This window comes from Dactylosporangium sp. McL0621 (assembly GCF_049995355.1).
Taxonomy (GTDB): Bacteria; Actinomycetota; Actinomycetes; order Mycobacteriales; family Micromonosporaceae; genus Dactylosporangium.
In genome coordinates this window covers 10,579,389-10,600,493 of record NZ_CP188259.1, presented here as the reverse complement: position 1 = coordinate 10,600,493, position 21,105 = coordinate 10,579,389, and the positions used below count along the sequence as shown (strand labels likewise).

General features: G+C 72.6%; 21 protein-coding genes. 11 read left to right on the top strand and 10 right to left on the bottom strand.

Translation table 11 applies throughout. The features are described 5' to 3' along the window. The first annotated feature begins 2 nt into the window (after positions 1-2). The 5 genes from ACPPVO_RS50160 (at position 3) to ACPPVO_RS50140 (ending at position 6,689) form a co-directional block, all read left to right on the top strand. Complete coding sequence (locus ACPPVO_RS50160; protein WP_426506244.1) at positions 3-530, top strand: hypothetical protein; 528 nt, start codon at positions 3-5, stop codon at positions 528-530. Positions 531-1,591: 1,061 nt separating this feature from the next. Beyond that, positions 1,592-2,140 (top strand): sigma-70 family RNA polymerase sigma factor, encoded by a 549-nt coding sequence (locus ACPPVO_RS50155; protein ID WP_426506242.1) that lies wholly within the window; start codon positions 1,592-1,594, stop codon positions 2,138-2,140. 98 nt (positions 2,141-2,238) lie between these two features. Next, the gene (locus tag ACPPVO_RS50150; RefSeq protein WP_426506240.1) at positions 2,239-2,721 is read left to right on the top strand and encodes a hypothetical protein; all 483 of its coding nucleotides are present in this window, start codon (positions 2,239-2,241) and stop codon (positions 2,719-2,721) included. Then, positions 2,718-3,704 (top strand): hypothetical protein, encoded by a 987-nt coding sequence (locus ACPPVO_RS50145; protein ID WP_426506238.1) that lies wholly within the window; start codon positions 2,718-2,720, stop codon positions 3,702-3,704. The genes ACPPVO_RS50150 and ACPPVO_RS50145 overlap by 4 nt, the downstream gene beginning before the upstream one ends. Before the next feature lie 87 nt (positions 3,705-3,791). Beyond that, positions 3,792-6,689, top strand: coding sequence for an RICIN domain-containing protein (locus ACPPVO_RS50140; RefSeq protein ID WP_426506236.1), 2,898 nt, complete (start codon positions 3,792-3,794; stop codon positions 6,687-6,689). On the opposite strand, the gene ACPPVO_RS50135 is transcribed toward ACPPVO_RS50140, so the two are convergent. Both ACPPVO_RS50135 and ACPPVO_RS50130 read right to left on the bottom strand, forming a co-directional pair. Further along, positions 6,686-7,579 carry a pirin family protein gene (locus ACPPVO_RS50135; RefSeq protein WP_426506234.1) on the bottom strand — a complete coding sequence of 298 codons (894 nt, stop codon included), beginning with the start codon at positions 7,577-7,579 and terminating at the stop codon, positions 6,686-6,688. The genes ACPPVO_RS50140 and ACPPVO_RS50135 overlap by 4 nt on opposite strands. Before the next feature lie 4 nt (positions 7,580-7,583). Continuing rightward, positions 7,584-8,489, bottom strand: coding sequence for an NADP-dependent oxidoreductase (locus ACPPVO_RS50130; protein ID WP_426506232.1), 906 nt, complete (start codon positions 8,487-8,489; stop codon positions 7,584-7,586). A gap of 82 nt (positions 8,490-8,571) precedes the next feature. Between ACPPVO_RS50130 and ACPPVO_RS50125 the strand changes: the two genes are divergently transcribed. Together ACPPVO_RS50125 and ACPPVO_RS50120 are read left to right on the top strand one after the other, a co-directional pair. Further along, positions 8,572-9,597, top strand: a complete 1,026-nt coding sequence (locus ACPPVO_RS50125) for an ROK family protein (RefSeq protein ID WP_426506230.1) — start codon at positions 8,572-8,574, stop codon at positions 9,595-9,597. A gap of 176 nt (positions 9,598-9,773) precedes the next feature. Further along, positions 9,774-10,124: a hypothetical protein gene (locus ACPPVO_RS50120; protein ID WP_426506228.1), complete on the top strand. Its 351-nt coding sequence runs from the start codon at positions 9,774-9,776 to the stop codon at positions 10,122-10,124. 69 nt (positions 10,125-10,193) lie between these two features. On the opposite strand, the gene ACPPVO_RS50115 is transcribed toward ACPPVO_RS50120, so the two are convergent. Both ACPPVO_RS50115 and ACPPVO_RS50110 read right to left on the bottom strand, forming a co-directional pair. After that, positions 10,194-10,835 carry a response regulator transcription factor gene (locus tag ACPPVO_RS50115; protein WP_360391038.1) on the bottom strand — a complete coding sequence of 214 codons (642 nt, stop codon included), beginning with the start codon at positions 10,833-10,835 and terminating at the stop codon, positions 10,194-10,196. Next, entirely contained in the window at positions 10,799-12,580 is a 1,782-nt protein-coding gene (locus ACPPVO_RS50110; RefSeq protein WP_426506226.1) for a sensor histidine kinase, read from the bottom strand. The genes ACPPVO_RS50115 and ACPPVO_RS50110 overlap by 37 nt, the downstream gene beginning before the upstream one ends. Positions 12,581-12,712: 132 nt before the next feature. Between ACPPVO_RS50110 and ACPPVO_RS50105 the strand changes: the two genes are divergently transcribed. Then, positions 12,713-13,600 (top strand): ABC transporter ATP-binding protein, encoded by an 888-nt coding sequence (locus ACPPVO_RS50105; RefSeq protein ID WP_426506224.1) that lies wholly within the window; start codon positions 12,713-12,715, stop codon positions 13,598-13,600. 1 nt (position 13,601) lies between these two features. Beyond that, positions 13,602-14,342 (top strand): ABC transporter permease, encoded by a 741-nt coding sequence (locus tag ACPPVO_RS50100; protein WP_426506222.1) that lies wholly within the window; start codon positions 13,602-13,604, stop codon positions 14,340-14,342. Positions 14,343-14,452: 110 nt separating this feature from the next. On the opposite strand, the gene ACPPVO_RS50095 is transcribed toward ACPPVO_RS50100, so the two are convergent. Next, positions 14,453-15,055, bottom strand: coding sequence for a cysteine hydrolase (locus ACPPVO_RS50095; protein ID WP_360391049.1), 603 nt, complete (start codon positions 15,053-15,055; stop codon positions 14,453-14,455). Between the two features lie 99 nt (positions 15,056-15,154). On the opposite strand from ACPPVO_RS50095, the gene ACPPVO_RS50090 reads away from it, so the two are divergent. Beyond that, positions 15,155-15,985 (top strand): phosphoribosylaminoimidazolesuccinocarboxamide synthase, encoded by an 831-nt coding sequence (locus ACPPVO_RS50090; RefSeq protein WP_426506220.1) that lies wholly within the window; start codon positions 15,155-15,157, stop codon positions 15,983-15,985. A gap of 7 nt (positions 15,986-15,992) precedes the next feature. On the opposite strand, the gene ACPPVO_RS50085 is transcribed toward ACPPVO_RS50090, so the two are convergent. Together ACPPVO_RS50085 and ACPPVO_RS50080 are read right to left on the bottom strand one after the other, a co-directional pair. Continuing rightward, positions 15,993-16,919 carry a proteasome assembly chaperone family protein gene (locus ACPPVO_RS50085; RefSeq protein ID WP_426506218.1) on the bottom strand — a complete coding sequence of 309 codons (927 nt, stop codon included), beginning with the start codon at positions 16,917-16,919 and terminating at the stop codon, positions 15,993-15,995. 20 nt (positions 16,920-16,939) lie between these two features. Continuing rightward, entirely contained in the window at positions 16,940-17,587 is a 648-nt protein-coding gene (locus ACPPVO_RS50080) for a TetR/AcrR family transcriptional regulator (RefSeq protein ID WP_426506217.1), read from the bottom strand. 84 nt (positions 17,588-17,671) lie between these two features. Here ACPPVO_RS50080 and ACPPVO_RS50075 point away from each other — a divergent pair, with 84 nt between their 5' ends. After that, complete coding sequence (locus tag ACPPVO_RS50075; RefSeq protein ID WP_426506215.1) at positions 17,672-18,592, top strand: SDR family oxidoreductase; 921 nt, start codon at positions 17,672-17,674, stop codon at positions 18,590-18,592. Between the two features lie 9 nt (positions 18,593-18,601). Here ACPPVO_RS50075 and ACPPVO_RS50070 read toward each other — a convergent pair whose 3' ends face one another. Genes ACPPVO_RS50070 through ACPPVO_RS50060 form a run of 3 tightly spaced genes read right to left on the bottom strand, consistent with a single transcriptional unit; the run spans position 18,602 to position 21,053 of the window. Continuing rightward, a complete protein-coding gene (locus ACPPVO_RS50070) occupies positions 18,602-19,261 on the bottom strand; it encodes a response regulator transcription factor (RefSeq protein WP_426506214.1) in 660 nt (219 codons plus the stop codon). Further along, positions 19,240-20,376 carry a sensor histidine kinase gene (locus ACPPVO_RS50065; RefSeq protein WP_426506212.1) on the bottom strand — a complete coding sequence of 379 codons (1,137 nt, stop codon included), beginning with the start codon at positions 20,374-20,376 and terminating at the stop codon, positions 19,240-19,242. Before ACPPVO_RS50065 ends, ACPPVO_RS50070 begins: the two co-directional genes overlap by 22 nt. Then, positions 20,373-21,053, bottom strand: coding sequence for a YqeB family protein (locus tag ACPPVO_RS50060; protein ID WP_426506210.1), 681 nt, complete (start codon positions 21,051-21,053; stop codon positions 20,373-20,375). Before ACPPVO_RS50060 ends, ACPPVO_RS50065 begins: the two co-directional genes overlap by 4 nt. Positions 21,054-21,105: the final 52 nt, after the last annotated feature.

The following is a 21,105-nucleotide window of genomic DNA, read 5'->3' as shown; positions in this document are numbered from 1 at the left end:
GGGTGGCGGCGCGGATCGGGACGTTCCTGGCCGCCGTCGTGCTCCTGCTGCTGGTGGCGACGCCGGCCGAGGCCCACGGCGGCGCGTCCGTGACGATCCACTCCGACGGCCACGGCTCCGTGTGGATCACCGCCCAGTGGCAGGACGGCCACGCGATCAGCGAGCCGACCACCGTGACCATGACCGCCACGGGCGACGCTTCGGCCTCGGTGGCTCCATCGGTACTGCGTCAGACGGGCGACGAGCGGGGCACCCAGACGTACAGCGGCACCCTGGACCCGGGCACCTGGCGCGTGGCGATCGACCTCGCCGCGCCCGTGAACGGCCACTGCCAGGCGGTTGTCCAGTCCGCCGCGCCCTCGGCCACGGCCTCGCCGACCGAGGTTGCCTGCCTGATCCCGGCCACGGCCTCGTCCACCGAGCCCTCGCCGCCGCCCGGCGGCGGCCTGACGCCGCTCTGGTTCACCTTGGGCGGGCTGGCCGTGGCGGCCGCGGTCGTGGTGGCCCTCCGGCACCGTCGGCGGGGCTGACCAGGCTCTCGGGTTTTTGTCGTACCCCTGTTCTAAGTTGTTGGCATGGATGAGGTGCTGACCGCGGAAGACCAGTCGGAGTGGCGTAACCGGCTGGAGACGATGATGGCCGAGCACCGACTCCGCCGTGAACGGCGCGCCGCGACGCGGGCCGCCTTCGCCGAGGCGAGGCGACGGGGGCTCGAGGAGCGACATGCCCAGCGGCTGGCCCTGATTGACCGGGAGGCTCGCACCGCGGAGATCACGGCGTACCGGGCCGAGCGTGACGCTCGGGCGGCCGGTCGTCGCCCGCGGGCCCCGTCTCCACCGCCTTCTTCTACGTCTTCCTCGTCTCTGGCATCTGGTGTGCGCGGCTGCTCGTCGCCGGATCGGGGGTCGGCGGCTGGCGGGAGCTCGCCGAGTGCTCGCGGTCCGGACCGGCCGACCGTGGCTGCCACTCGGTCGGCGGTTGCGGAGCCTGGCTCTCTCCAGGCGCCGGGGGTGGCGGATTCGGACGCTTCGCCGGTGCCGGCCGTCGTGGAGGCGGACCGTCGGCGGGTGGAGACCGTTGCCCGGCTTGGCGGTCCGGGTGTCGAGCCGGATGGTTCTCGGGTGCCGCCTGCTGTTGATTCGGGCGGTTCGCGGGCGTTGGTTGTCGTCGAGCCGGGCCGTTCCCAGATGTCGGCTGCTGTTCGTTCCGGCAGTTCGCGAGCCGTCGTTGTTGCACGGTCGGGAGCTTTGGGAGCACCTGCTGAGACGGAGCCCGGCCGTTCGCGGGCGTTGGACGGTGCGGGGTTGGACGGTCGGCCGGGTGGTCGATCGCGACTGGCCGGCGCGGGGGAGCGGGCGCCGCCCGGGTGACCGTGGTGTTGTCGCCGGGTCGTCGCCGTCCTTTGCTACTGGCTGAGCAGGGGTCCTCGTCGGCGAGCCCACAGCCGGACCTCGGGGCAGGCCGCCTCGGACCGTTCGACGGCTGGCCCCGCAAAATGCGACATGTGGGTCGCCGAGTGCGGTGGGTTGCTCGAGCTACACCCTGGTGAGCCGGAAGGAGGATTGTCGGGGTGGGGCGCTAGGCTCGCTGCGTGACTGGTGAGGCCAACGCCGAGACGGACCCGGCGACCGAGGCGTTGCTGGCCGCGCGGTCGGGCGACGAGCGGGCCGCGGCCGTGTTCGTGCGGGCCACGCAGACGGAGGTCTGGCGGTTCGTTGCGGCGCTGGTTGGCGTGGCGCACGCCGATGACGTGACCCAGGACACCTATCTGCGGGCCTTCCGGGCGCTGCCCGAGTTCGCCGGTCGGTCCTCGGCGCGCACCTGGGTGCTGGCCATCGCGCGGCGGGCGTGTGCCGATCAGGTGCGGGCGGCCGTTCGGGCGCGGCGCCTCGAGGCCCGGGTTGTGGCCGAGCCGGCGGCGCTGGCCGAGGGGGACCACGCGGGCCTGCACGCCACTAACGCGCTGGTTGCCGCTCTGCCTGCGGAGCGGCGGGTTGCGTTTGTGCTGACTCAGGTTCTGGGTGTGTCGTACGCGGAGGCTGCCGAGATTGAGGACGTTCCCGTTGGGACGATCCGCTCGCGGGTTGCTCGGGCGCGCGCTGACCTGGTCGCTGCCATCGCTGCCGCTCGCGCTGGATGACTGACGCTCGCCCACACGAGGGAACGGGTGCTGGCCGGGAGGCGGTGACCGTGGTCGGCGGGGAAGCAGTGACCGTTGCTGGCCGGGAAGAAGTATCCGTGGCCCGCCGGGAGGTGGTGACGATCGTTGCTGGTCGGGAGGCGGTGACCGTGGCCGGCCGCCGGGAGGCGGTGACCACGGCCGGCCGGGAGGTGGTCGTGACGATCGTTGCTGGCCGGGAGGCGGTGACGATGGCCGGCGGAGAAGCAGCCGGCGTTGTCGACCGGGAAGGGGTATCCGTTTCTGGCGGCGAGGCGGTGACGACCGTTGCTGGTCGGGAGGCGGTGATCGTTGCTGGCCGGGAGGCGGTGATCGTTGCTGGCCGGGAAGAGGTGGGCGTCGTTGGCCGGGAGGAAGTGGCCGGCTCTCGTCGGGCGGACCGGGGCTGTTGCTCGTCGTGCAGCGGGGAGCGTCGTTTCGCCGGGAGGAAGTGGCTGGCTTTCGTCGGGCGGATGTGGCCTCGCTCGGCGTGCCGAAGTGACCGTCGTTGGCCGGGAGGAGGCGAAAGGCGGACGTGGGCTTCGCTCGTAGTGCAGTGGTGACCGTTGCTCGCCTTGTTTTGGCGGTCTCGCTGGGGCTGGTGGCCGTTGTGCTCTACGCCGGGCCCGTCTCTGCTCATGGGGCCGACGCCCCCGTTGCCGTCGGTTATGTCGTTCGCGTTGACTCCGTGTCTGTTTCCGGGGTTCAGGTACGTGCTGTCGAGGGTGGGGCTCGGCTCGAGCTTGTGAACCGCTCCGGCCGTGAAGTCGTCGTGCTCGGGCTGCAAGGGGAAGAGTTTCTCCGCGTCGGCGTGCGCGGCGTTGAAGAGAATCGGCAGTCGCCCACCTGGGTCGCCAGTCGGTCGATCACCGGGGCGGCCCGCGGGGGGAATGCCTCCGCCGCTCCCGAGTGGCACCTCGTGGCCTCGGTGCCGCGGGTCCGGTGGCACGACGAGCGGGCCAGGGAACTGCCCGCGCGCGCCTGGAGCGTTCCGCTGCTTGTCGACGGGCGGGAGGCCGGGATTGTGCGCGGTACCGTCGCGAGCGCGCCGGCGCCCCAGACCGGGTGGTGGTGGGCCGGAGGCGTGCTCGGGGCCGTGGTCGTCGGGCTGTTGTGGCGGTCGCGGACCGTGCTCGCCGGGGTCGCGGTCGTTGCCGGGCTGGTCGCGGCGGGGTGGATCGTGCAGTCGGCAAGTCTGGCCACGTCGCCCGCCGATGGGGTCGGGGTGCAGCTCCTGGTTCGGTTGTGGCCGCTCGTCACGGCCGTCGGCGTTGTGGCGGCCGGCGGGCTGTCGCTGTTCAAACGTGTGGACATCGTCGTGGCGATCGCCGGGGCCTGTCTCGCGGTCATGGTCGGGCTCGGGGACTCGGCGGTGTTCCGGTACGGGACGCTCGCCGGGCCGTCCTGGGGGAGATGGGCCGTCGTCGTGGCGTTCGCGGCGGGAGCGGGGCTGGCCGTTGCCGGCGGGGTTCGGTGGTACCAGCAGGCAGCACCCGCGGAACCCGAAGAACGGCGCGAAAGGCCACATCAGAACTCGGAGAAGTAAACAAAAGCCAACGAGTTCTTTCATGAACGACCGTTTCTCTGCATAATCGGGCATCGATGTTCCCCGCCAGGAGCAAAGGAGTCCGACGTGGACCGTAGGACGTTCGTCGCGCGAGGGGCCGTCGTCACCGGCGGCGCGATCGCGCTCAGCACCGCCGTTGCCGGAGTCGCCGACGCCGCCGTGCGCACCAGCAAGACCGTCACGGCCGGGGCGCGCACCGGGCAGTACTCGCCGAACCTCGCCCCCCTCAAGGCGACCCCGTTCCTGAAGCTGCCACCCGGCGCCGTGCAGCCGCGCGGCTGGATCCGCAACCAGCTCAACATCGAGGCCGACGGCCTCTGCGGGCGCATGACCGAGGTCTCCGACTACCTGGTGTACAGCAACTGCGGCTGGGTCGACCGGACCAAGGGCGCCTGGGAGGAGCTGCCGTACTGGCTGCGCGGCTTCGGCGACCTGGGGTACGTCACCGGCAACACGCGCATCCTCACCCTGGCGCGCCAGTGGATCGACGGCATCATCGCCAACCAGGCCGCCGACGGGTTCTTCGGGCCGGACAGCCTCCGCACGAGCCTGGAGGGCGGCCCGGACTTCTGGCCGCACATGCCGCTGCTCGATGCCCTGCGCGCCTTCGCGGAGTACAGCGGCGACGCGCGGGTCGTGCCGTTCATGCGCAAGTACTTCCAGTTCCAGAACGCCCAGCCGGCGGCCGTGTTCAACCGCAGCTGGGCGGCCCTGCGCTGGGGCGACAACATCGACAGCGTCTACTGGCTGTACAACCGGACCGGCGAGAGCTGGCTGCTCGACCTGGTGCGCAAGATCCACGCGGGCTCGGCCGACTACACCAACGGCATCCCGAACTGGCACAACGTCAACCTGGCCCAGGGCTTCCGCGAGCCCGCGCAGTTCGGGCTGCTCGACACCGACCCGAAGTACCAGCAGGCCACGTACAACGACTACAACACCGTGATGGGGCTGTACGGCAACTTCCCCGGCGGCGGCTTCGCCGGCGACGAGAACTGCCGCACCGGGTACACCGACCCCCGCCAGGGCTTCGAGACCTGCGGCATCGTCGAGTTCATGCACAGCCACCAGATGCTCGCCCGGATGACCGGCGACTCCGTGTGGCTGGACCGCTGCGAGGACCTCGCGTTCAACTCGCTGCCCGCCGCGCTCGACCCCGCTCAGAAGGGCGTCCACTACATCACGTGCGCCAACAGCATCGGGCTGACGAACCGCACCCTGACCCAGGGGCAGTTCCAGAACGGCTTCCCGATGCTGGCCTACATGCTCGGCATCCACAACTACCGCTGCTGCCCGCACAACTACGGGATGGGCTGGCCGTACTACGCCCAGGAGCTGTGGTTCGGCACGTGGGACAACGGGCTGTGCGCCGCGATGTACGGCGCCTCGCAGGTGACCGCCAAGGTCGGCGCGAGCGGCACCACCGTCACGATCGCCGAGGACACCGACTACCCCTTCAGCGACACGGTCACGTTCACGCTCAGCACGCCCGGGCCGGTGAGTTTCCCGTTGTACCTGCGGGTGCCCGGCTGGTCCCAGGGCGCCCAGGTCCGGGTCAACGGCACCCTGGTCACCGGCACGCTGCAGTCCGGCTCGTTCGTCATCGTCGACCAGACCTTCAACAACGGCGACAAGGTCACGGTCGCGCTGCCGATGCGCACCACCGTGCGTACCTGGGCCAAGAACGGCAATGCGATTAGCGTCGACAACGGCCCGCTGACGTTCTCGCTGTCGATCGCCGAGCGGTGGTCGCGCATCGGGGGCACCGACGCGTGGCCCACCAACGAGGTGTACGCGGACACCAACGCCGCCTGGAACTACGGGCTCCTGCTGGACCCGGACAACCCCGCGGTGACCGTCACCCGCAAGCCCGGCGCGCTCGCCGCGAACCCGTTCACCCGCGACGGCGCCCCGATCTCGCTCAGCCTCACCGGCCGGAAGATCCCCAACTGGCAGGCCGACGCCGAGGGCATCGTGCGCACGCTGCAGCAGAGCCCGGCCCGCTCCACCCAGCCCAACGAGACCGTCACCCTGCTGCCGATGGGCGCGCAGCGGGTCCGGATCACCACGTTCCCGCGCATCAGCGACGGCGCGGACGCGATCGACTGGTCGATCCCGGCGACGGCCTCGGCGTCCTGGTGCTGGGGCGGCGACAGCGTCGGGGCGATAAACGACGGCAAGGTCCCCAGCAGCTCCGGCGACCAGTCCATCCCGCGGCTGACCTGGTGGGACCACCTCGGCACGAGCGAGTGGGCGCAGCTGTCCTACGCGACGCCGGTCAACGCCGGTGCGGTTTCCGTGTACTGGTTCGACGACACCGGCGCCGGGCAGTGCCGGGTGCCGCAGTCATGGCAGGTGCAGTACCTCAACGCCTCGGGCCAGTGGACGGCGGTGAGCGGGGCGTCGGCCTACGGTACGGCGCTGAACACCTTCAACCGCGTCACCTTCAACGCGGTCACGACCTCGGCCCTGCGCGTGGCCGTCCAGCTCAGGTCCGGCTTCTCGGGCGGGATGCTGGAGATGCGCGTCGAGGGCACGACGGCGCCGATCTCCTGGAAGCGGATCCAGAACAAGAACAGCCTCAAGGTGCTGGGCGTCGCGGGCATGTCGACGGCGAACAGCGCCAATGTCGTGCAGTACGACGACAACGGCACCGCCGACCACAACTGGCGCCTGATCGATGCGGGCGGTGGGTGGTACAAAATCCAGAACCAGAACAGCGGCAAGCTCCTCGCCGTGCAGAACATGTCGACGGCCGACGGCGCGCTCGTCCAGCAGTTCGAGGACAACGGCAGCGCCGACCACCTGTGGCGGCTCGTCGACAACGGCGACGGCTGGGCCCGGATCCAGGTCCAGCACAGCCTGAAGGTGCTCGGCGTCTCCGGGATGTCGACCGCGAACAGCGCCCAGGTGGTGCAGTTCGCGGACAGCGGAACCGCCGACCACCTCTGGAAACTGCTCTAGCGGTGCCCGGGCCTCGGCTTCAGCCGGGTCGTCGGCAGGCCGGGGGCGGGCAGCGGCCGCTCGTCCCCGGGCACGACGCCGAAACGGTCCGAGGCCCGCATCCAGTCGTCGCGGGCCTCGACGATGTCCTCGTGCGAGCGGCCGACGAAGTTCCACCACATGACGAGCTCCTCCTCGAACGGCACGCCGCCGAGCAGGAACAGCCGGGCCGGGCCGCCGGTGGCCTCGAGGGCGAGGCGGTCGCGGTCCCGGCCGAGGTACAGCAGGGAGCCGGGCTCGACCGCGACCCCGTCGACCCGGGCCGTGCCCTCGGTGACGACCACGGCGTGCTCGAAGTCCGGGCGCAGCGCGAGCTCGGTGCGCCCGGCCAGCTCCACGTCGGCGCCGAGCAGCTCGGTGTACACCTCGGCGGGGGAGACGGCCCCCGCCAGCGCGCCGACCGCGACGGTAACTTTCACGTCCCGGTCGGCGAGCTGCGGCAGCTCGGCGATGTGCTGGAACGCGGGCGCCCGGTGCCGCTCGGCGTCCGGCAGCGCGACCCAGAGCTGCAGGCCGTGCAGGACCGGCGGCTTGGCCCTCGGCGAGTTCTCCGAGTGCGCGATGCCGCGGCCCGACGTCATGATGTTGAGCTGGCCCGGGACGATCACCTGGTCGGAGCCGAGGCTGTCGCGGTGGCGCACCTCGCCGCCGAGCAGCCAGCTCACCGTCTGCAGGCCGATGTGCGGATGCGGCGGCACGCGCATGCCCGGCTTGCCGGTGACGTCCTCGGGGCCGAAATGGTCGAGGAAGCACCAGGCGCCGACCGTCCGCCGGGCCTTGTTGGGCAAGGTGCGGCGGACGACGGTGTAACGCCCGAGGGGGACGTCCCGGCCCTCTTCCAGGATGGTCACGCCCTCAATTGTCCACGGCGATCACGATTTTGCCGCGGCCGTGACCGGTCTCGATCTCGCGGTGGGCGTCGGCCGCCTCGGCGAGGGGGTACACCCGGCGCACGTGCCACCGGGTGCGGCCGGCCGCGTACAGCCCGACCAGCTCGGCCAGGGCCTCGGCGCTGCGCCGGCCCTGAATGCTCGCCAGGCCGAGCTCCTCGACGCGGTCGTGCGCGACCAGGGTGATGATCCGCTTGCGGTCGGCCACGAGCGCGAGCGAGGTCTCGAGCGCCTCGCCGCCGGCGCCGTCGATCGCCGCCGTCACGCCCTGCGGGGCCAGGGCGCGGACGCGGTCGGCCAGGCCCTCGCCGTACACCACGGGAATCGCGCCCAGAGAGCGCACGTAGTCCTGGTTGGCCGCGCTCGCCGTGCCGATGACCGTGGCCCCCAGGAGCACGGCCAGCTGGACGCCGGCCGTGCCGGTCCCGCCCGCCGCGGCGTTGACGAGCACGGTGTCGCCGGGCCCGGCGCCGATCGCCGACAGGGCCAGCCGGGCCGTCTGCCAGCCGGCCGTGAAGCCGCCCGCCACCTCCCAGGGCACGCTCGGCGGCTTGGCGGTGACCTGGTCCTCGGGCACCACGATGAGCTCGGCGTACGACCCGAAGACGCTGAACCCGAGCACCTCCGTGCCCGCGGGGATCCGGTCGGTGCCCTGGTCGACGACGCCGGCGAACTCGTTGCCCGGGGTCTGCGGGAGGGTCACGGTGGCGTACGGCGGGACCCAGCCCCGGCGCAGCGCGGCGTCGAAGGGCTGGACGCCGGCGACGCGCACGCGGACCCGGACCTGACCGGGCCCGGCCTGCGGTTCGGGGCGGTCGTGGAGGCGGAGGACGTCGGGCGGACCGGGTTCGGCGAACGCAGCGGCTCTCATGGTCAACCACTGTCCGACCTCAAGCGCGGTTGAGGTCAATGGGGTACCGTGCATCCGCGTTGGAGTAATCAGGGAGTCGACCATGGTGAACGCGAAGGACTGGGTCGTTGTCGGACTGGACAACGGCGGCACCGCGAACAACGCCACGGTGCTCGACCACGGGGGCTCGTTCCTGGTGGACGGGCTCGTCGAGGTGCCGAGCCGGGTGCTGGACGGCCCGGAAGCGGCCGTCGAGTCGCTGGCCGGGGCGTTCGAGAACATCCTGGCCGTGACCAAGGTCGACCGCTCCCGCGTCGTCGCCGTCGGCCTCGACACCCCGGGCCCGGCCAGCGCGGACGGGGTCATCTCCTCCAAGGGCGCGACGAACTTCTCGCAGGCGGCGTGGTGGGGCTACGACTTCCGGGGCGCGCTCGAGCGCCGGCTCGGCCTGCCGGTCGTCTACAACAATGACGGCAACGCGGCCGCCCTTTACGCGCATCACGTGTACTTCGGGCCCGCCGCCGACACCAAGTCGTCCGTCTCGGCGATCGTCGGCACCGGCCTCGGCGGCGGCGTCATCGAGCAGGGCAAGGTCATCAAGGGCGCGGCCGGCATGGCGGGCGAGCTCGGCCACGTCCAGATCCCGATGCACGGGCTGCTCGAGGAGGGCCAGCCGCTGCCCTCCTGCGGGTGCGGCTTCCTCGGCGACGTGGAGAGCGTCTCGTCGCTGACCGGGATCGTGCGCAACCTGCTGCCGTACTGGCTCAGCCGCTTCCCCGACCACCCGCTGCACGGCGCCGACTCCCTCAAGTCCGCCGCGAAGCAGGTCCGCTCCTACGCCGAGCAGGGCGACGAGCTCGCCCTGCGGATCTTCGAGCAGCAGGCGATGGGGCTCGGCCGCCTGTTCACGATCGCGGCCAACTTCACCGACCCCGACTGCTACTTCGTCGGCGGCGGCGTGGTCGAGGCCGCGCCGCACTTCCGCGACTGGTTCCTGGCCCGGGTCCGCGAGTACACGCTGCTGCGCGAGGAGCAGGCCAAGGTCTCCGAGTTCTCGCTCGTCCCGGAGCGCGACATGGCCGGCGCCCGCGGAGCGGCGATCGCCGCGGCCGGGACGGTCGTGGCCTGAGCGAGCTCGACCCCAGGCGCTCTCGACCGGGGCCGGGGCGCGGGCCACGTTCTCGCCCGCCAGGTTGAGCCGCCCTTTGTCGTCGCGCTGCCACCGCCGCCCGCTCGCGTCGGTGAAGCGCACCTCGACGTGCATGTCGGCCGAGGGCGCGAGCCGGATGGTCCCGTCCTCGTTTGATGCGGTCCCGCTCGACGGGCCCCTCGGTCGCCTCGTCGTCGAAGCCGGCGTACACCTCGGGCTGCTCCCCGGGCGGCACGATCCGCACCCGCCGGGTCGCCGTCCACGCGGCGGGCGGGTCGCGAAAGACGATCTCGACGTCGTACACCGGCGCCTGCCCGGCATTGCGCACCGCCGCGCCGACCACGCCCCGCGTGATGATCTTCTCGAACGTCTCGCGCTCGCTTACCGCCCACGCGCACACCCGCTCGGCGTCGAGCCGGTCGTCGGCCAGCCGGTGCCGCGCGATGAGCTCGCCGACGGCGACCGTGGCCTGCCGGGCCGCCTGCAGCGCGGCCCAGCCGAGGTAGACGGCGCCCCCGGCGACGAGCACGGCGAGGATCGCGGCGACGAGAAGCCCCACGAGCGCCAAGGTACCGCTACGAACCCTGCAAATGCGCCAAAACCGCCAATACCCGGCGATTGTCGTCGTCCGAGATCGGCAGGTTCAGCTTCCCGAAGATGCTCGCGATGTGCTTGTTCACGGCGCTCTCGCTGAGGAAGAGCTGCTTGGCGATCGCCGCGTTCGAGCGCCCCTCCGCCATCAGCGTCAGCACCTCGCGCTCCCGCGGCGTCAGGGTGCCGGTCTGCTCCGTCGGCCGGGCCACGAGCTTCGCGATCACCGAGGGGTCCATGACGGTGCCGCCCGACGCCACCCGGCGTACCGCATCGATGAACTGGTCGGCGTTGAACACGCGATCCTTGAGCAGGTAGCCCACCGCCCCGGTGCCGTCGGCCAGCAGTTCCCGGGCGTAGAGCTGCTCGACGTGCTGGGAGAGCACCAGCACCGGCAGCCCGGGCACCTCGCGGCGCGCGGCGAGGGCGGCCTGCAGGCCCTCGTCGGTGAAGCTCGGCGGCAGCCGCACGTCGACGACGGCGACGTCGGGCCGGTGCTCCAGCAGCGCGGCGAGCAGGTCGGGGCCGGTGTCGACGGCCGCCACGATCTCGAAGCCGTGGCTCTGCAGGAGCAGGACCAGGCCGTCCCTCAGGAGGTAGAGGTCTTCGGCGAGGACAACGCGCACGGCAGCTCCAGCGAGGCGACGGTCGGCCCGCCCGGGGGGCTGTTCAAGGCGAGCGTTCCGTCGAAGGTACCCAACCGCCGCTGAATCCCGCGCAGCCCGGTGCCGCGCGACGGGTCGGCGCCGCCCTCGCCGTCGTCGGTCACCGTGACGCGCAGCGCGCCCTCGCGGTGGCGGATGTCGATCGAGACGTGCTCGGCCCGGCCGTGCCGGACCGCATTGGCCAGCAGCTCGCTGACCGCGAAGTACGCCGCGGACTCCACCGGCGCCGCCAGCCGCCCCGCGAGCCGGCCGGTCACGGTGACCTCGGCCGCGGTGTCCAGGGCCAGGGCCCGCACCGCGTCGGGCAGCCCGCGCTCCGACAGCACCGGCGGGTGGATGCCGCGGACGAGGTCGCGCAGCTCGGTGAGGGCGGTCTGCGAGGTCTCGCGGGCCTGTGCGACGAGCCGGCGGGCCGCGTCGGGGTCGGTGTCCATGAGCCGCTCGATCGTGCTGAGCGTGAGCCCGACCGAGATGAGCCGGGCCTGGGCGCCGTCGTGCAGGTCGCGCTCGATGCGCCGCACCTCGGCCGCCTGGGCGTCGACGGCATCGGCCCGGGTCTGGGTGAGGCGCTCGACCCGCCGCCGGAGCTGCTCCTTGGCGGTCGGCCGCAGCAGTACCGCGGTCCAGCGCGACGCGATCCGCAGCGCGCGGTCGGCCACCGCGACGGCCGCGACCGCGAGCGCGACGCCGACGGCGAGCCCGGCGGTGCGGTTGCCGGCCACGGCTCCGTACCAGCGGCTCCAGTCCGCCCCGAAGAACTGCGTCCACATCCACGGCAGGGCCAGCCCCCAGACGCCGTAGATGCCGGCCACGACCGGGACCCCGGCCACGACCCCGACCACGACCGCGTCGGCGACGAGCCACAGCAGGTCGCGCCACGAGGCCACGTCGTGCCAGACCCACTGCCAGCGGGCGTTGAAATCCGCCATGCCCTCGGTCTTGTACAGGGTCCGGTCCACCCGGTACATCCCGTCCGCGCGCAGCTCCGGGAACCGCCGCGCCGTGTACGGGCGCTCGATGGTGACCCCGGCCCAGGCCGCGTAGCTGCGGCGCAGGTTCGCCAGCCACCGGAAGTGCGTCAGCCCGATCGGGATCAGGAAGATCAGGCCGAGCCCGAAGCCGAGCGCGAAACACACCAGCGTGACCGCGAACAGCGCCACCTGCACGACGGCGCTGATCGCGAGCAGGCCGCAGCGGGCCCAGGCGAGCAGGGCGCGGTCCGAGCATTTCCGCCCCGCCGGGGACGTTTCGGCGACCGGCCGCAGCCGGCGCTCGCTCCACGCCGCGACCGCGCGCACGGCCCGGGGCGCGACCGGCAGCCCGAGCGGGATCACCAGCAGCACCACGAACGGGAAGAACAGCATCCACCGGAGGTCGCGCTCGAGCGCCGGGTCCTTGGCGAACCAGTCCACCCGGGCCAGATAGGCGGGCATGCGCGGGGATCGGTACAGCTGGGATTCGTGGCGGTAGAGCCCCTCCTCGTCCGGCTGCGGCGGGGCGGGCTCGGGCCGGTAGGGCACCGGGATCTCGCGGCCCAGCCACGAGCCGAACAGCGCGCGCCACCGGTTGGTCAGGTGCCGGACGGCGATCCCGGGGGCGATCAGGGCCAGCCCGGTCGGCAGCACCGTCAGCACGAACTGCGCGAGCGCGACCGGCGTCAGCGCGAGCAGCTGCCCGCTGCGGGCGAGCGCCTTGGAGTACGTCATGTCACCGAGCCTCGCCCTTCTCCTCGTCGCGCACATCGGCCCTGACTGCCGCGCCCGGTGCAGATAACTGCACCCCCGGGTCGGCATCCAGCGTCATTCTGCCGGGTCGCCGGTGTCGGCAGAGTGTCGGCCATGACAGTCATCGAAGTGCAGCAGCTGCAGAAGCGCTACGGCGAGCGGGAGGCCGTGCGGGACGTGACCTTCTCCGTCGAGCGCGGGGAGATCTTCGGCGTCATCGGGCGCAACGGCGCCGGCAAGACCACGACGGTCGAGTGCGTCGAGGGCCTGCGCACCGCCGACGGCGGCTCGGTGCGGGTGCTCGGCCGCGGCCCCGGCGACCCGGTCGTGCGCCAGCGCCTCGGCGTGCAGCTGCAGGAGTCGCAGCTGCCCGACCGCATCCGGGTCCGGGAGGCGATGGAGCTCTTCGCGACGTTCTACGAGCGCCCCGCCGCGACCGGGCCGCTGCTGGAGCGGCTGGGCCTGGCCGAGCACCGCGACCAGCAGTACAAGCGGCTCTCCGGCGGGCAGAAGCAGCGCCTGTCGATCGCGTTGTCGCTTGTCGGCTCGCCCGAGGTGGCGGTCCTGGACGAGCTGACCACCGGCCTGGACCCGCAGGCCCGGCGCGACACCTGGCGGCTGATCTCGGACATCCGCGACGGGGGCGTCACCGTCCTGCTCGTCACGCACTTCATGGACGAGGCCGAGCGCCTGTGCGACCGGATCGCGGTCATCGACCAGGGCCGCACGGTCGCGGTCGACACCCCGGCCGGGCTGATCCGCCGGGCCGCCCCGGGGGTGACTGTCACGTTCCGCACGTCCGCCCCGGCCCACCTGGCCGGCGTTCCCGGCGTCGACTCGGTGACGGCCGACGACGGCATCTGGACCGTCACGGGCCGCGGCAACCTCGCCCATGAGGTGTCGAAAGCGCTGGCGGCCCAGGAAGTTGTACCCCTGGAGCTCAACATCGTCCAGGCCGACCTCGAATCCGCGTTCGTCGCCCTCACCGGCAAGGAGTCCTGACATGCGTGCCCTGACCCGGCTCACCGTCATCGAGACCAAGCTCATGCTGCGCGAGATCGCCGGCCCGATGTTCACCGTTCTGCTGCCGGTCGCCCTGCTGGTCGTGTTCGGCCTGCCCGGCAGCGCGCACAAGGCCGACCCGGCCCTCGGCGGGCACCGCGGCATCGACACCGTGATCCCGTCGATGTCCGTCATGGTGTCGATGGCCATGGTCGCGTTCTTCATGCTGCCCGTGGTGCTCGCCAACTACCGCGAGCGCGGGGTGCTGCGCCGGTTCGCGACCACGCCGGTGAAGCCGGCCGCCCTGCTCGGCGCCCAGCTGGTCATGAACGCCGGCGTGGTGCTGGCCTCGACCGTGCTCACCCTCGTCATCGGCGTCGCCGCGCTGGGCATGCACCTGCCCGACCTGGCCCTCGTGGTGCCGACCTTCCTGCTCGGGGTGCTCGGGCTCTTCCCGGTCGGGCTGCTCGTCGCGTCGGTGGCGGGCACCGCCAAGGCAGCGACCGCCTACGCCCTGGCGATGTGGTTCCCGTCGGCGTTCTTCGCGGGCCTGTACGTGCCGGTGGAGTACATGCCGGCCACGCTGCGGCGGATCGGGGACTTCACCCCGCTGGGCGCCTTCCGCCAGGCCATCCAGGCCGCGTGGACCGGCGACACCCCGCGCCCGCTGCACCTGGCGGTGCTGGGCGCGAGCTTCCTGCTGGCCGGCGGCCTGGCGGTGCGCCTCTTCCGGAGGGCCTAGGGGTTGCATCGAAGTGGGGGTTGGAGCGAGGCGAGGCTCAGGCGTCGGCTGGGCGGCCCCAGGCGGCGTCTGAGTCCGCCGCAGCCCGGCCATCCACTTCGATACGACCCCTAGAACTGCCCGGCGAAGTCGGCCGCCGACATCGGGGTCGAGAACATCGGGAAGTCGTACTTCAGCGCGTTGTCGTGCTCCTCCTGCGAGGTGGCCGCGAGGCAGTCCTGCAGGGTGACGACCTGGTAGCCGTGCTCGTAGCCGGTCCGCATGGTGGACTCGACGCAGCAGTTGGTCAGGAAGCCGCCCAGGGCGATCGTGGTGATGCCCTTGCTGCGCAGGATGAAGTCGAGGTTGGTGCTGGCGAAGGTGTCCAGCCCGCGCTTGCCCTCCACGACGATGTCCCCGGCCTGCGGCGCGAGCTCGTCGACGATCTGCGCGCCCCACTCGCCCTTGACGAAGGCGTTGCCGTCCACGACCCCCTTGAGGATTCCGTAGGGATGGGAGGTGATCTCGTTGTATCCGGGCGCGAAGGTGATCGGCGCGTGCACGATCGTCACCCCGGCGGCCCGCGCGGCGGCGACGAGCTGCCGGGTGTTGGCCATCATGTCGGTCTTGTCCATCACGCCCTGCACGGCGGCGTGGAACGCGCCGCCCTCGGAGACGAAATCGTTCTGGTACTCGATGAGGACGATGGCGGTCTTGGCGGGATCGATGGTCATGCGGACCCTCCACTCACGACGTCGTGACGCAGCTCACCCTACGCCGCGACGGCGGCGGCCCGGATCGTTCCGACGGCCTCGGCCGATAGGCTGAGCCGCGTGGAACTCCTGCACTCGGGCAAGGTCCGTGACGTGTACGCCGACGGCGACGACCTGATCCTGGTCGCCTCGGACCGCATCTCCGTCTACGACGTGGTGCTGCCGACGCCGATCCCGGACAAGGGCGCCGTGCTCACCCGGCTCTCGCTGTGGTGGTTCGAGCAGCTCGCCGACATCGTGCCCAACCACGTGATCTCGGCGACCGACGTGCCCGCGGAGTTCGCCGGCCGGGCGATCCGCTGCCGGCGGCTGGAGATGCTGCCCGTCGAGTGCATCGCGCGCGGCTACCTCGCCGGTCTGGGGCTCTCGGAGTACAACTCCCGGGGTGAAGTCTCCGGCATCCAGCTGCCGCCGGGGCTCGTCGAGGGGTCCCGCCTGCCCGAGCCCGTCTTCACCCCCACGACCAAGGCCGCGGTCGGCGAGCACGACGAGTTCGTCACGCTCGACGAGGTCCGCGAGGAGATCGGCAAGGACCTCGCGGACGAGCTCCGGGAGCTCACGCTGCGGGTGTACTCCCGCGGCGCCGCCCTCGCCGCCGAGCGCGGGATCGTGGTCGCCGACACCAAGCTCGAGTTCGGCCGCGACCGCGCCGGCGCCGTGGTGCTCGCCGACGAGGTGCTCACGCCCGACTCGTCCCGCTTCTGGCCGCTGGACCGGTGGGAGCCGGGCCGCACCCAGTTCTCCTTCGACAAGCAGGTCGCGCGCGACTGGTCGCTGTCCAGCGGCTGGAACAAGACCGCGCCCGGCCCGGAGATGCCGGCCGACGTCGTGGCCCTGACCCGGGCGCGCTACGTCGAGGTCTACGAGCGGCTGACCGGCACCGCCTGGTAATGCCTGTTCAGCCCCCCAGCGGGGGCTCGTCGCCGCGGGTGTGCTCGGCCAGGAAGCGCTCCAGCTCCGCCCCGATCTCATCCGCGGTCGGCAGCGGCGCGGGGGAGTCGGCCAGCAGGTTGCTGTTGCCGCTGCGGCCGCGGGTGAAGGCGTCGTACTGCTCCTCCAGCGCCCGCACCAGCGAGGCGGCCTCGTCGGCCTGGGCGATCTGCACGTCGATCTCCGCGCGCACCGAGTCGGCCGCGGCGTGCAGCTCGTCCATCGGCACCCGCAGGCCGGTCGCGTCGGCCAGGCACGCCAGCAGCTTCTCCGCGGCGGCCGGGAACTCGGCCTGGGCCACGTAGTGCGGCACGTGCACGGCGAAGCCGAAGGCGTCGCGGTCCTGCTGGCCGATGCGGTACTCCAGCAGGTTGCCGACACTGCCCGGCACCTGCACCCGCTGCAGCCACGGCTCGAAGCCGGCGATGAGGTCCCGGCTGGTCCCGTGCGCGGTCACCCCGGTCGGGCGAGTGTGCGGCACGGCCATCGGGATCGCGGTGAGCCCGACCGTGGCCCGCACGTCGAAGCGCTCGATCAGCTCGAGCACCGCCGCGGTGAACCGCTCCCACTGCAGGTCGGGCTCGGGCCCGTCCAGGAGCAGGAACTCGGTGCCGCCGGCGTCGCGCACCGCCCGCAGCAGCAGCTGGGGCTGCTCGTAGTGCTCCCAGTGGTCCTCGACGAAGAGCATCGCCGGGCGCCGGCCACGGTAGTCGTAGAGCTGGTCGAGGTCGAACGTGGCGACCGTGCGCGGCGATCCGACGCTGAGCAGGTGCTCGCGCGCGAGACGGGCGGCGTTGCCGGCGTCCACGAAGCCCGTCAGCGCGTGCACGAGCACCGGCCGGTCGGCCTCCGGCGGTTCCTCGGTGAGCTCGTAAAGTTCGCTGGGGTTCAGCACCGCGACGCGTCCTTCCTGTTTTAGCTCTGCAACCCGGCAGTACGCCCGATCATTCCATCCGCGGTCATCCAGGGGTTCGTGAGGATCGCGTAGACCAGTTCGTCCACGGCCGGCGTCAGCTCGGTGAAGGACGGCCCGGCGCCGGTGTACGGGTCGCAGACCTGCAGCATCATCTCGTGCACGCCGCCGACCAGCGCGATCGCGAGCAGCGGCGACAGCGCCGGGATCCGCGGGTCGGACTCGCGGGCCCGCTCGATCACCTCGACCAGCGCGTCCGCGAAGCGGCGCAGCATCTGCTGGCGCAGGCGGAACGCCTTGGGGCCGGCCGCCTGGATCTCCACGAGCAGGGTGCGGGTGACCGCGGGCAGGCTCTCCAGCGCGGTGAGGTACGCCGTCACCCCGCTGTTGATCATCTCCTTCCACGGCCGGCCACCCGGGCCGGCCGCGCTGCGCACCACCTCGAGCAGGTGCGCGCAGCCCTGCTCGTAGAGGGCCATCAGGCAGGCTTCCTTGTCCGCGAAGTGCTCGTAGAACGTGCGTTTGGACACCCGCGCGTGCATGACGACGTCCGCGATCGTGGTGGCCGCGTAGCCCTTCGCGGCGATCGACTCGGCCAGCCCGCCCGTGAGGTCGGCGCGCAGCTCCTCGGCGGTCCTGGTGCTCGTCATGCGGTGGCCTCGACCTTTCGCGACAATGTACCCGGGTGCTAGTTTGCCTGGTACTGAACGGTACCGCCGACAGGAGGGGCCTCGGTGAAGCGTGCACTGACTGGTCAGGTGGTACTCGTCACCGGTGCCGCCCGCGGCATCGGCGAACACACCGCGCGCCTGGCCGCCGCCCGGGGCGCCCGGCTGGCGCTCGTCGGGCTCGAGCCCGCCCGCCTGGAGCGGCTCGCGGGGGAGCTGGACGCCGTCTGGTTCGCCGCCGACGTGACCGACCAGGCCAGTATGGCCGCCGCGGTCGAGAGGGCGCTCTCCGCGTACGGCCGCATCGACGCCGTCGTCGCCAACGCCGGCGTCGCCAGCCGCGGCACGATGGCCACCGGCGACGTCGAGGCGCTGGTGCGCACCGTCGAGGTGAACCTGGTCGGCGTGATGCGCACGGCCGCCGCGTGCCTGCCGGCGCTCATCGCCTCCCACGGGTACCTGCTGATCGTCGCCTCCGCCGCGTCGTTCGCGGCGCTGCCGGGCATGGCGCCGTACTGCGCCTCGAAGGCCGGCGCCGAGCACTTCGGCAACGCGGTGCGGCTGGAGGTCGCCCACCACGGCGTCGCCGTCGGCACGGCCCACCCGAGCTGGATCGACACCGACCTCGTCCGCGACGCCAAGGACGACCTTCCCGCGTTCGGCGAAACCCTGCGCCGCCTGCCCCCGCCGCTGGGCTCCACCACATCCGTCGAGCGCTGCGCCACCGCCTTCGTCGACGCGCTGGAGCGCCGCCGCCGCAAGGTCTTCGTGCCCCGCAGCGTCATGCTCGTGTACTGGCTGCGCACCTTCCTCAACAGCCGCCTGGCCGAGAAGGTGGTCGAGTCCCAGGCCCGGCGCAGCGTCCCGCTCATGGAGGAGCAGGTGCGCACGCTCGGCCGCGGCTTCGGCGCGAACACGGCCCTGCCCGCGCCGCGCCGCCCGGAGCCGCCCGAGCCAGGGTTCATCGCCGACCGCTACCACCGGTGACGGGCTAGCCTAGGCCCTGTCCAGCCGCGACTCGTGCACGAGGATCGCCACCTGGACGCGGTTCGTGCAGCCCAGCTTCGCCAGGATCCGGGAGACGTACGTCTTCACCGTCGCGACGCTCATGTGCACCGCGGCGCTGATCTCCGCGTTCGAGCGGCCCTCCGCGACGCCCTCGGCCACGTCGCGTTCCCGGGGCGTGAGCGCCGCGAGGGTACGCCGCGCCGCCGCCCCGCGATCATCGGCCTTCACGTGCGCGATGAGCCGCCGCACCGCGGACGAGGACAGCGTCTGCTCGCCGGTGGCGACCCGGCGTACCGCATCGAGGATCGCCAGCGGCGGGGTGTCCTTCAGCAGGAACCCGTGCGCGCCGAGCCGCAACGCCCGCAGGACGTGCTCGTCGGTGTCGAACGTGGTGAGGACGATGACCCGCACGCCGTCGGGCCGCAGGGCCTCGAGCGCGGCGAGCCCGTCCATGCGCGGCATGCGGATGTCCATGAGGACGACGTCGGGCCGCGTGGCGCGCACGGTGCGCACCGCCTGGGCCCCGTCGGCCGCCTCGCCGACGATCTCGACCCCGGTGTTGCCGCCGAGCACCATGGCGAGCCCGGCCCGCACCAGCGCGTCGTCATCGGCGACGACGACGCGGATCAGCCCTTGCACGGCAGCCACGCCTCCAGCGTGAACGTCGCGGCGCCCTGATCGCTGCGCCGCACGCCGTGCTCGAACCGCCCACCGGCCAGCGCGACCCGCTCGGCCAGCCCCTCCAGCCCCGAGCGCGTCCCCGGCAGGGCCGGCGCGGCGGGCCGGTCGGGCAGCGGGTTGCTGACCCGGACGTGCACCTCGTCGCCGCGTTCGAGCAGCACCCGCACCGCGACCCCGGGCGCGTGCTTGCGCGCGTTCGTGAGGCCCTCCTGCACCAGCCGGAACGCCGTGCGGTCCACCGCCGCGGGCAGTCCTCCGTCGAGACGATGCTCCAGTTGTACCGTCGTGCCGGCCTTCTCCGCCTCCGCCACGAGCTCGCCGAGGTCGGCCAGCCCCTGCCGGGGCCGCAGCTCCTCCCGGTCGCTCGCGCGCAGCACCCCGAGGATCTCGCGCAGCTCCTCCATCGCCTGGTGCGCGCTGGTCCGGATCGTCGCCCCCGCGTCGGCGACCTGCTCCCGCGAGAGGTCGTCGCGGATCTCCAGCGCCCCCGCGTGCAGGCTGATGAGCGAGATCCGGTGCGCGAGCACGTCGTGCATCTCGCGCGCGATCCGCTCCCGCTCGAGCCCGCGCACCAGCTCGGCCCGCTGCCGCGCCTCGGCCTCGGCGCGGGCCGCGCGCTCCCGCAGCGAGGCGATGAGCTCGCGCCGCGCCCGCACCGCGGTGCCCCAGGCGACCGCGCCGGCGATGATCGTGAGCGCGAGCGTGTTCGCCCCGAGGACCTGCAGGTCGGGGTCCGGGTACCGGATGCTGAGCGGCACCGGCGCCAGCAGGTGCAGCAGCGCGACCCACAGCGCGGTCCGCAACGGCCGGTGCACCGCGACCCCGAAGACGGCGATGAGCGCGGCCCCGCCCGCCATGTCGGTGAGGGCGGCCGGCACGAGGAGCGCGATCGCCACCCCGACCGGGTACCGCCGCCGCCACCACAGCACCACGATCGCGGGCACGGTGATGGCGAGCGAGACGAGCAGCCGCCCGTCCCCGAGCGTGCCGTTGTCCAGCCCGCCGGCCGCCGCCATGAGCGCCACGAGCACGGCGATGACTGTCGCGGTGATGTCGACCGCGACGTTGCGGGCCCGCGTCACGACTTCACCAAGGGCCGCCAGTGCTGGACGGTACCGATGTCCCGCACGGTGTACCCGAGCTTCTGCACCTCGTCGCGCAGCTCGTCGGCGTCGGTGCCGCTCTTGTTCTCCAGCGCCTTGCCGCGCGCGGCCAGCACGGCGTTGACGGCCGCGGGCAGGTCGGGGAGGTCCGGCACCCAGCGCCGGTACAGCTGCGCGTACGGGTCCTGGGCGACCCACGGATACCCGTGCTCGCGGAACGCCCGCTCCACCCGCGGGCTCCCGGCATTGTCGAACCGGTCCCGCACCACCTGGCGCGACTGCCGGTCGAGCACCACGAGCAGCCTCCCGTCCACGAACACCGCGTCGACGTCGCGCCGCTCGACGGTCCGCCGCGTCTCCCCGCGGACGAGCGTGAGCCCGCCGTCGCCGACGGTCACGCGCAGCGCCTCGTGCACCGCCACGAAGGCGAGCCCGGCGCCGAGCAGCACCCCCGCGGCGACGACGGCCAGCAGCCCCCACCCGGCGTCGAGGTGCCGCACGAGCCGCAGAGGCCCGGCGAACGGTACCCACGGCAGCGAAAGCAGCCACCGCGCCGCGCTCGGCAGCCCCCACCCGGCGAGCCCCCCGGCGACGGGCAGCCCGACGAGCAGCAAGGCCCGGTCTCCGCGGGTCAGCCCGAGCTCGTCATCAGCCATGCCTACACGCTAGGCAGCCACCCCGCGGGCGGGACAGTCGCCGAAAGTAGCC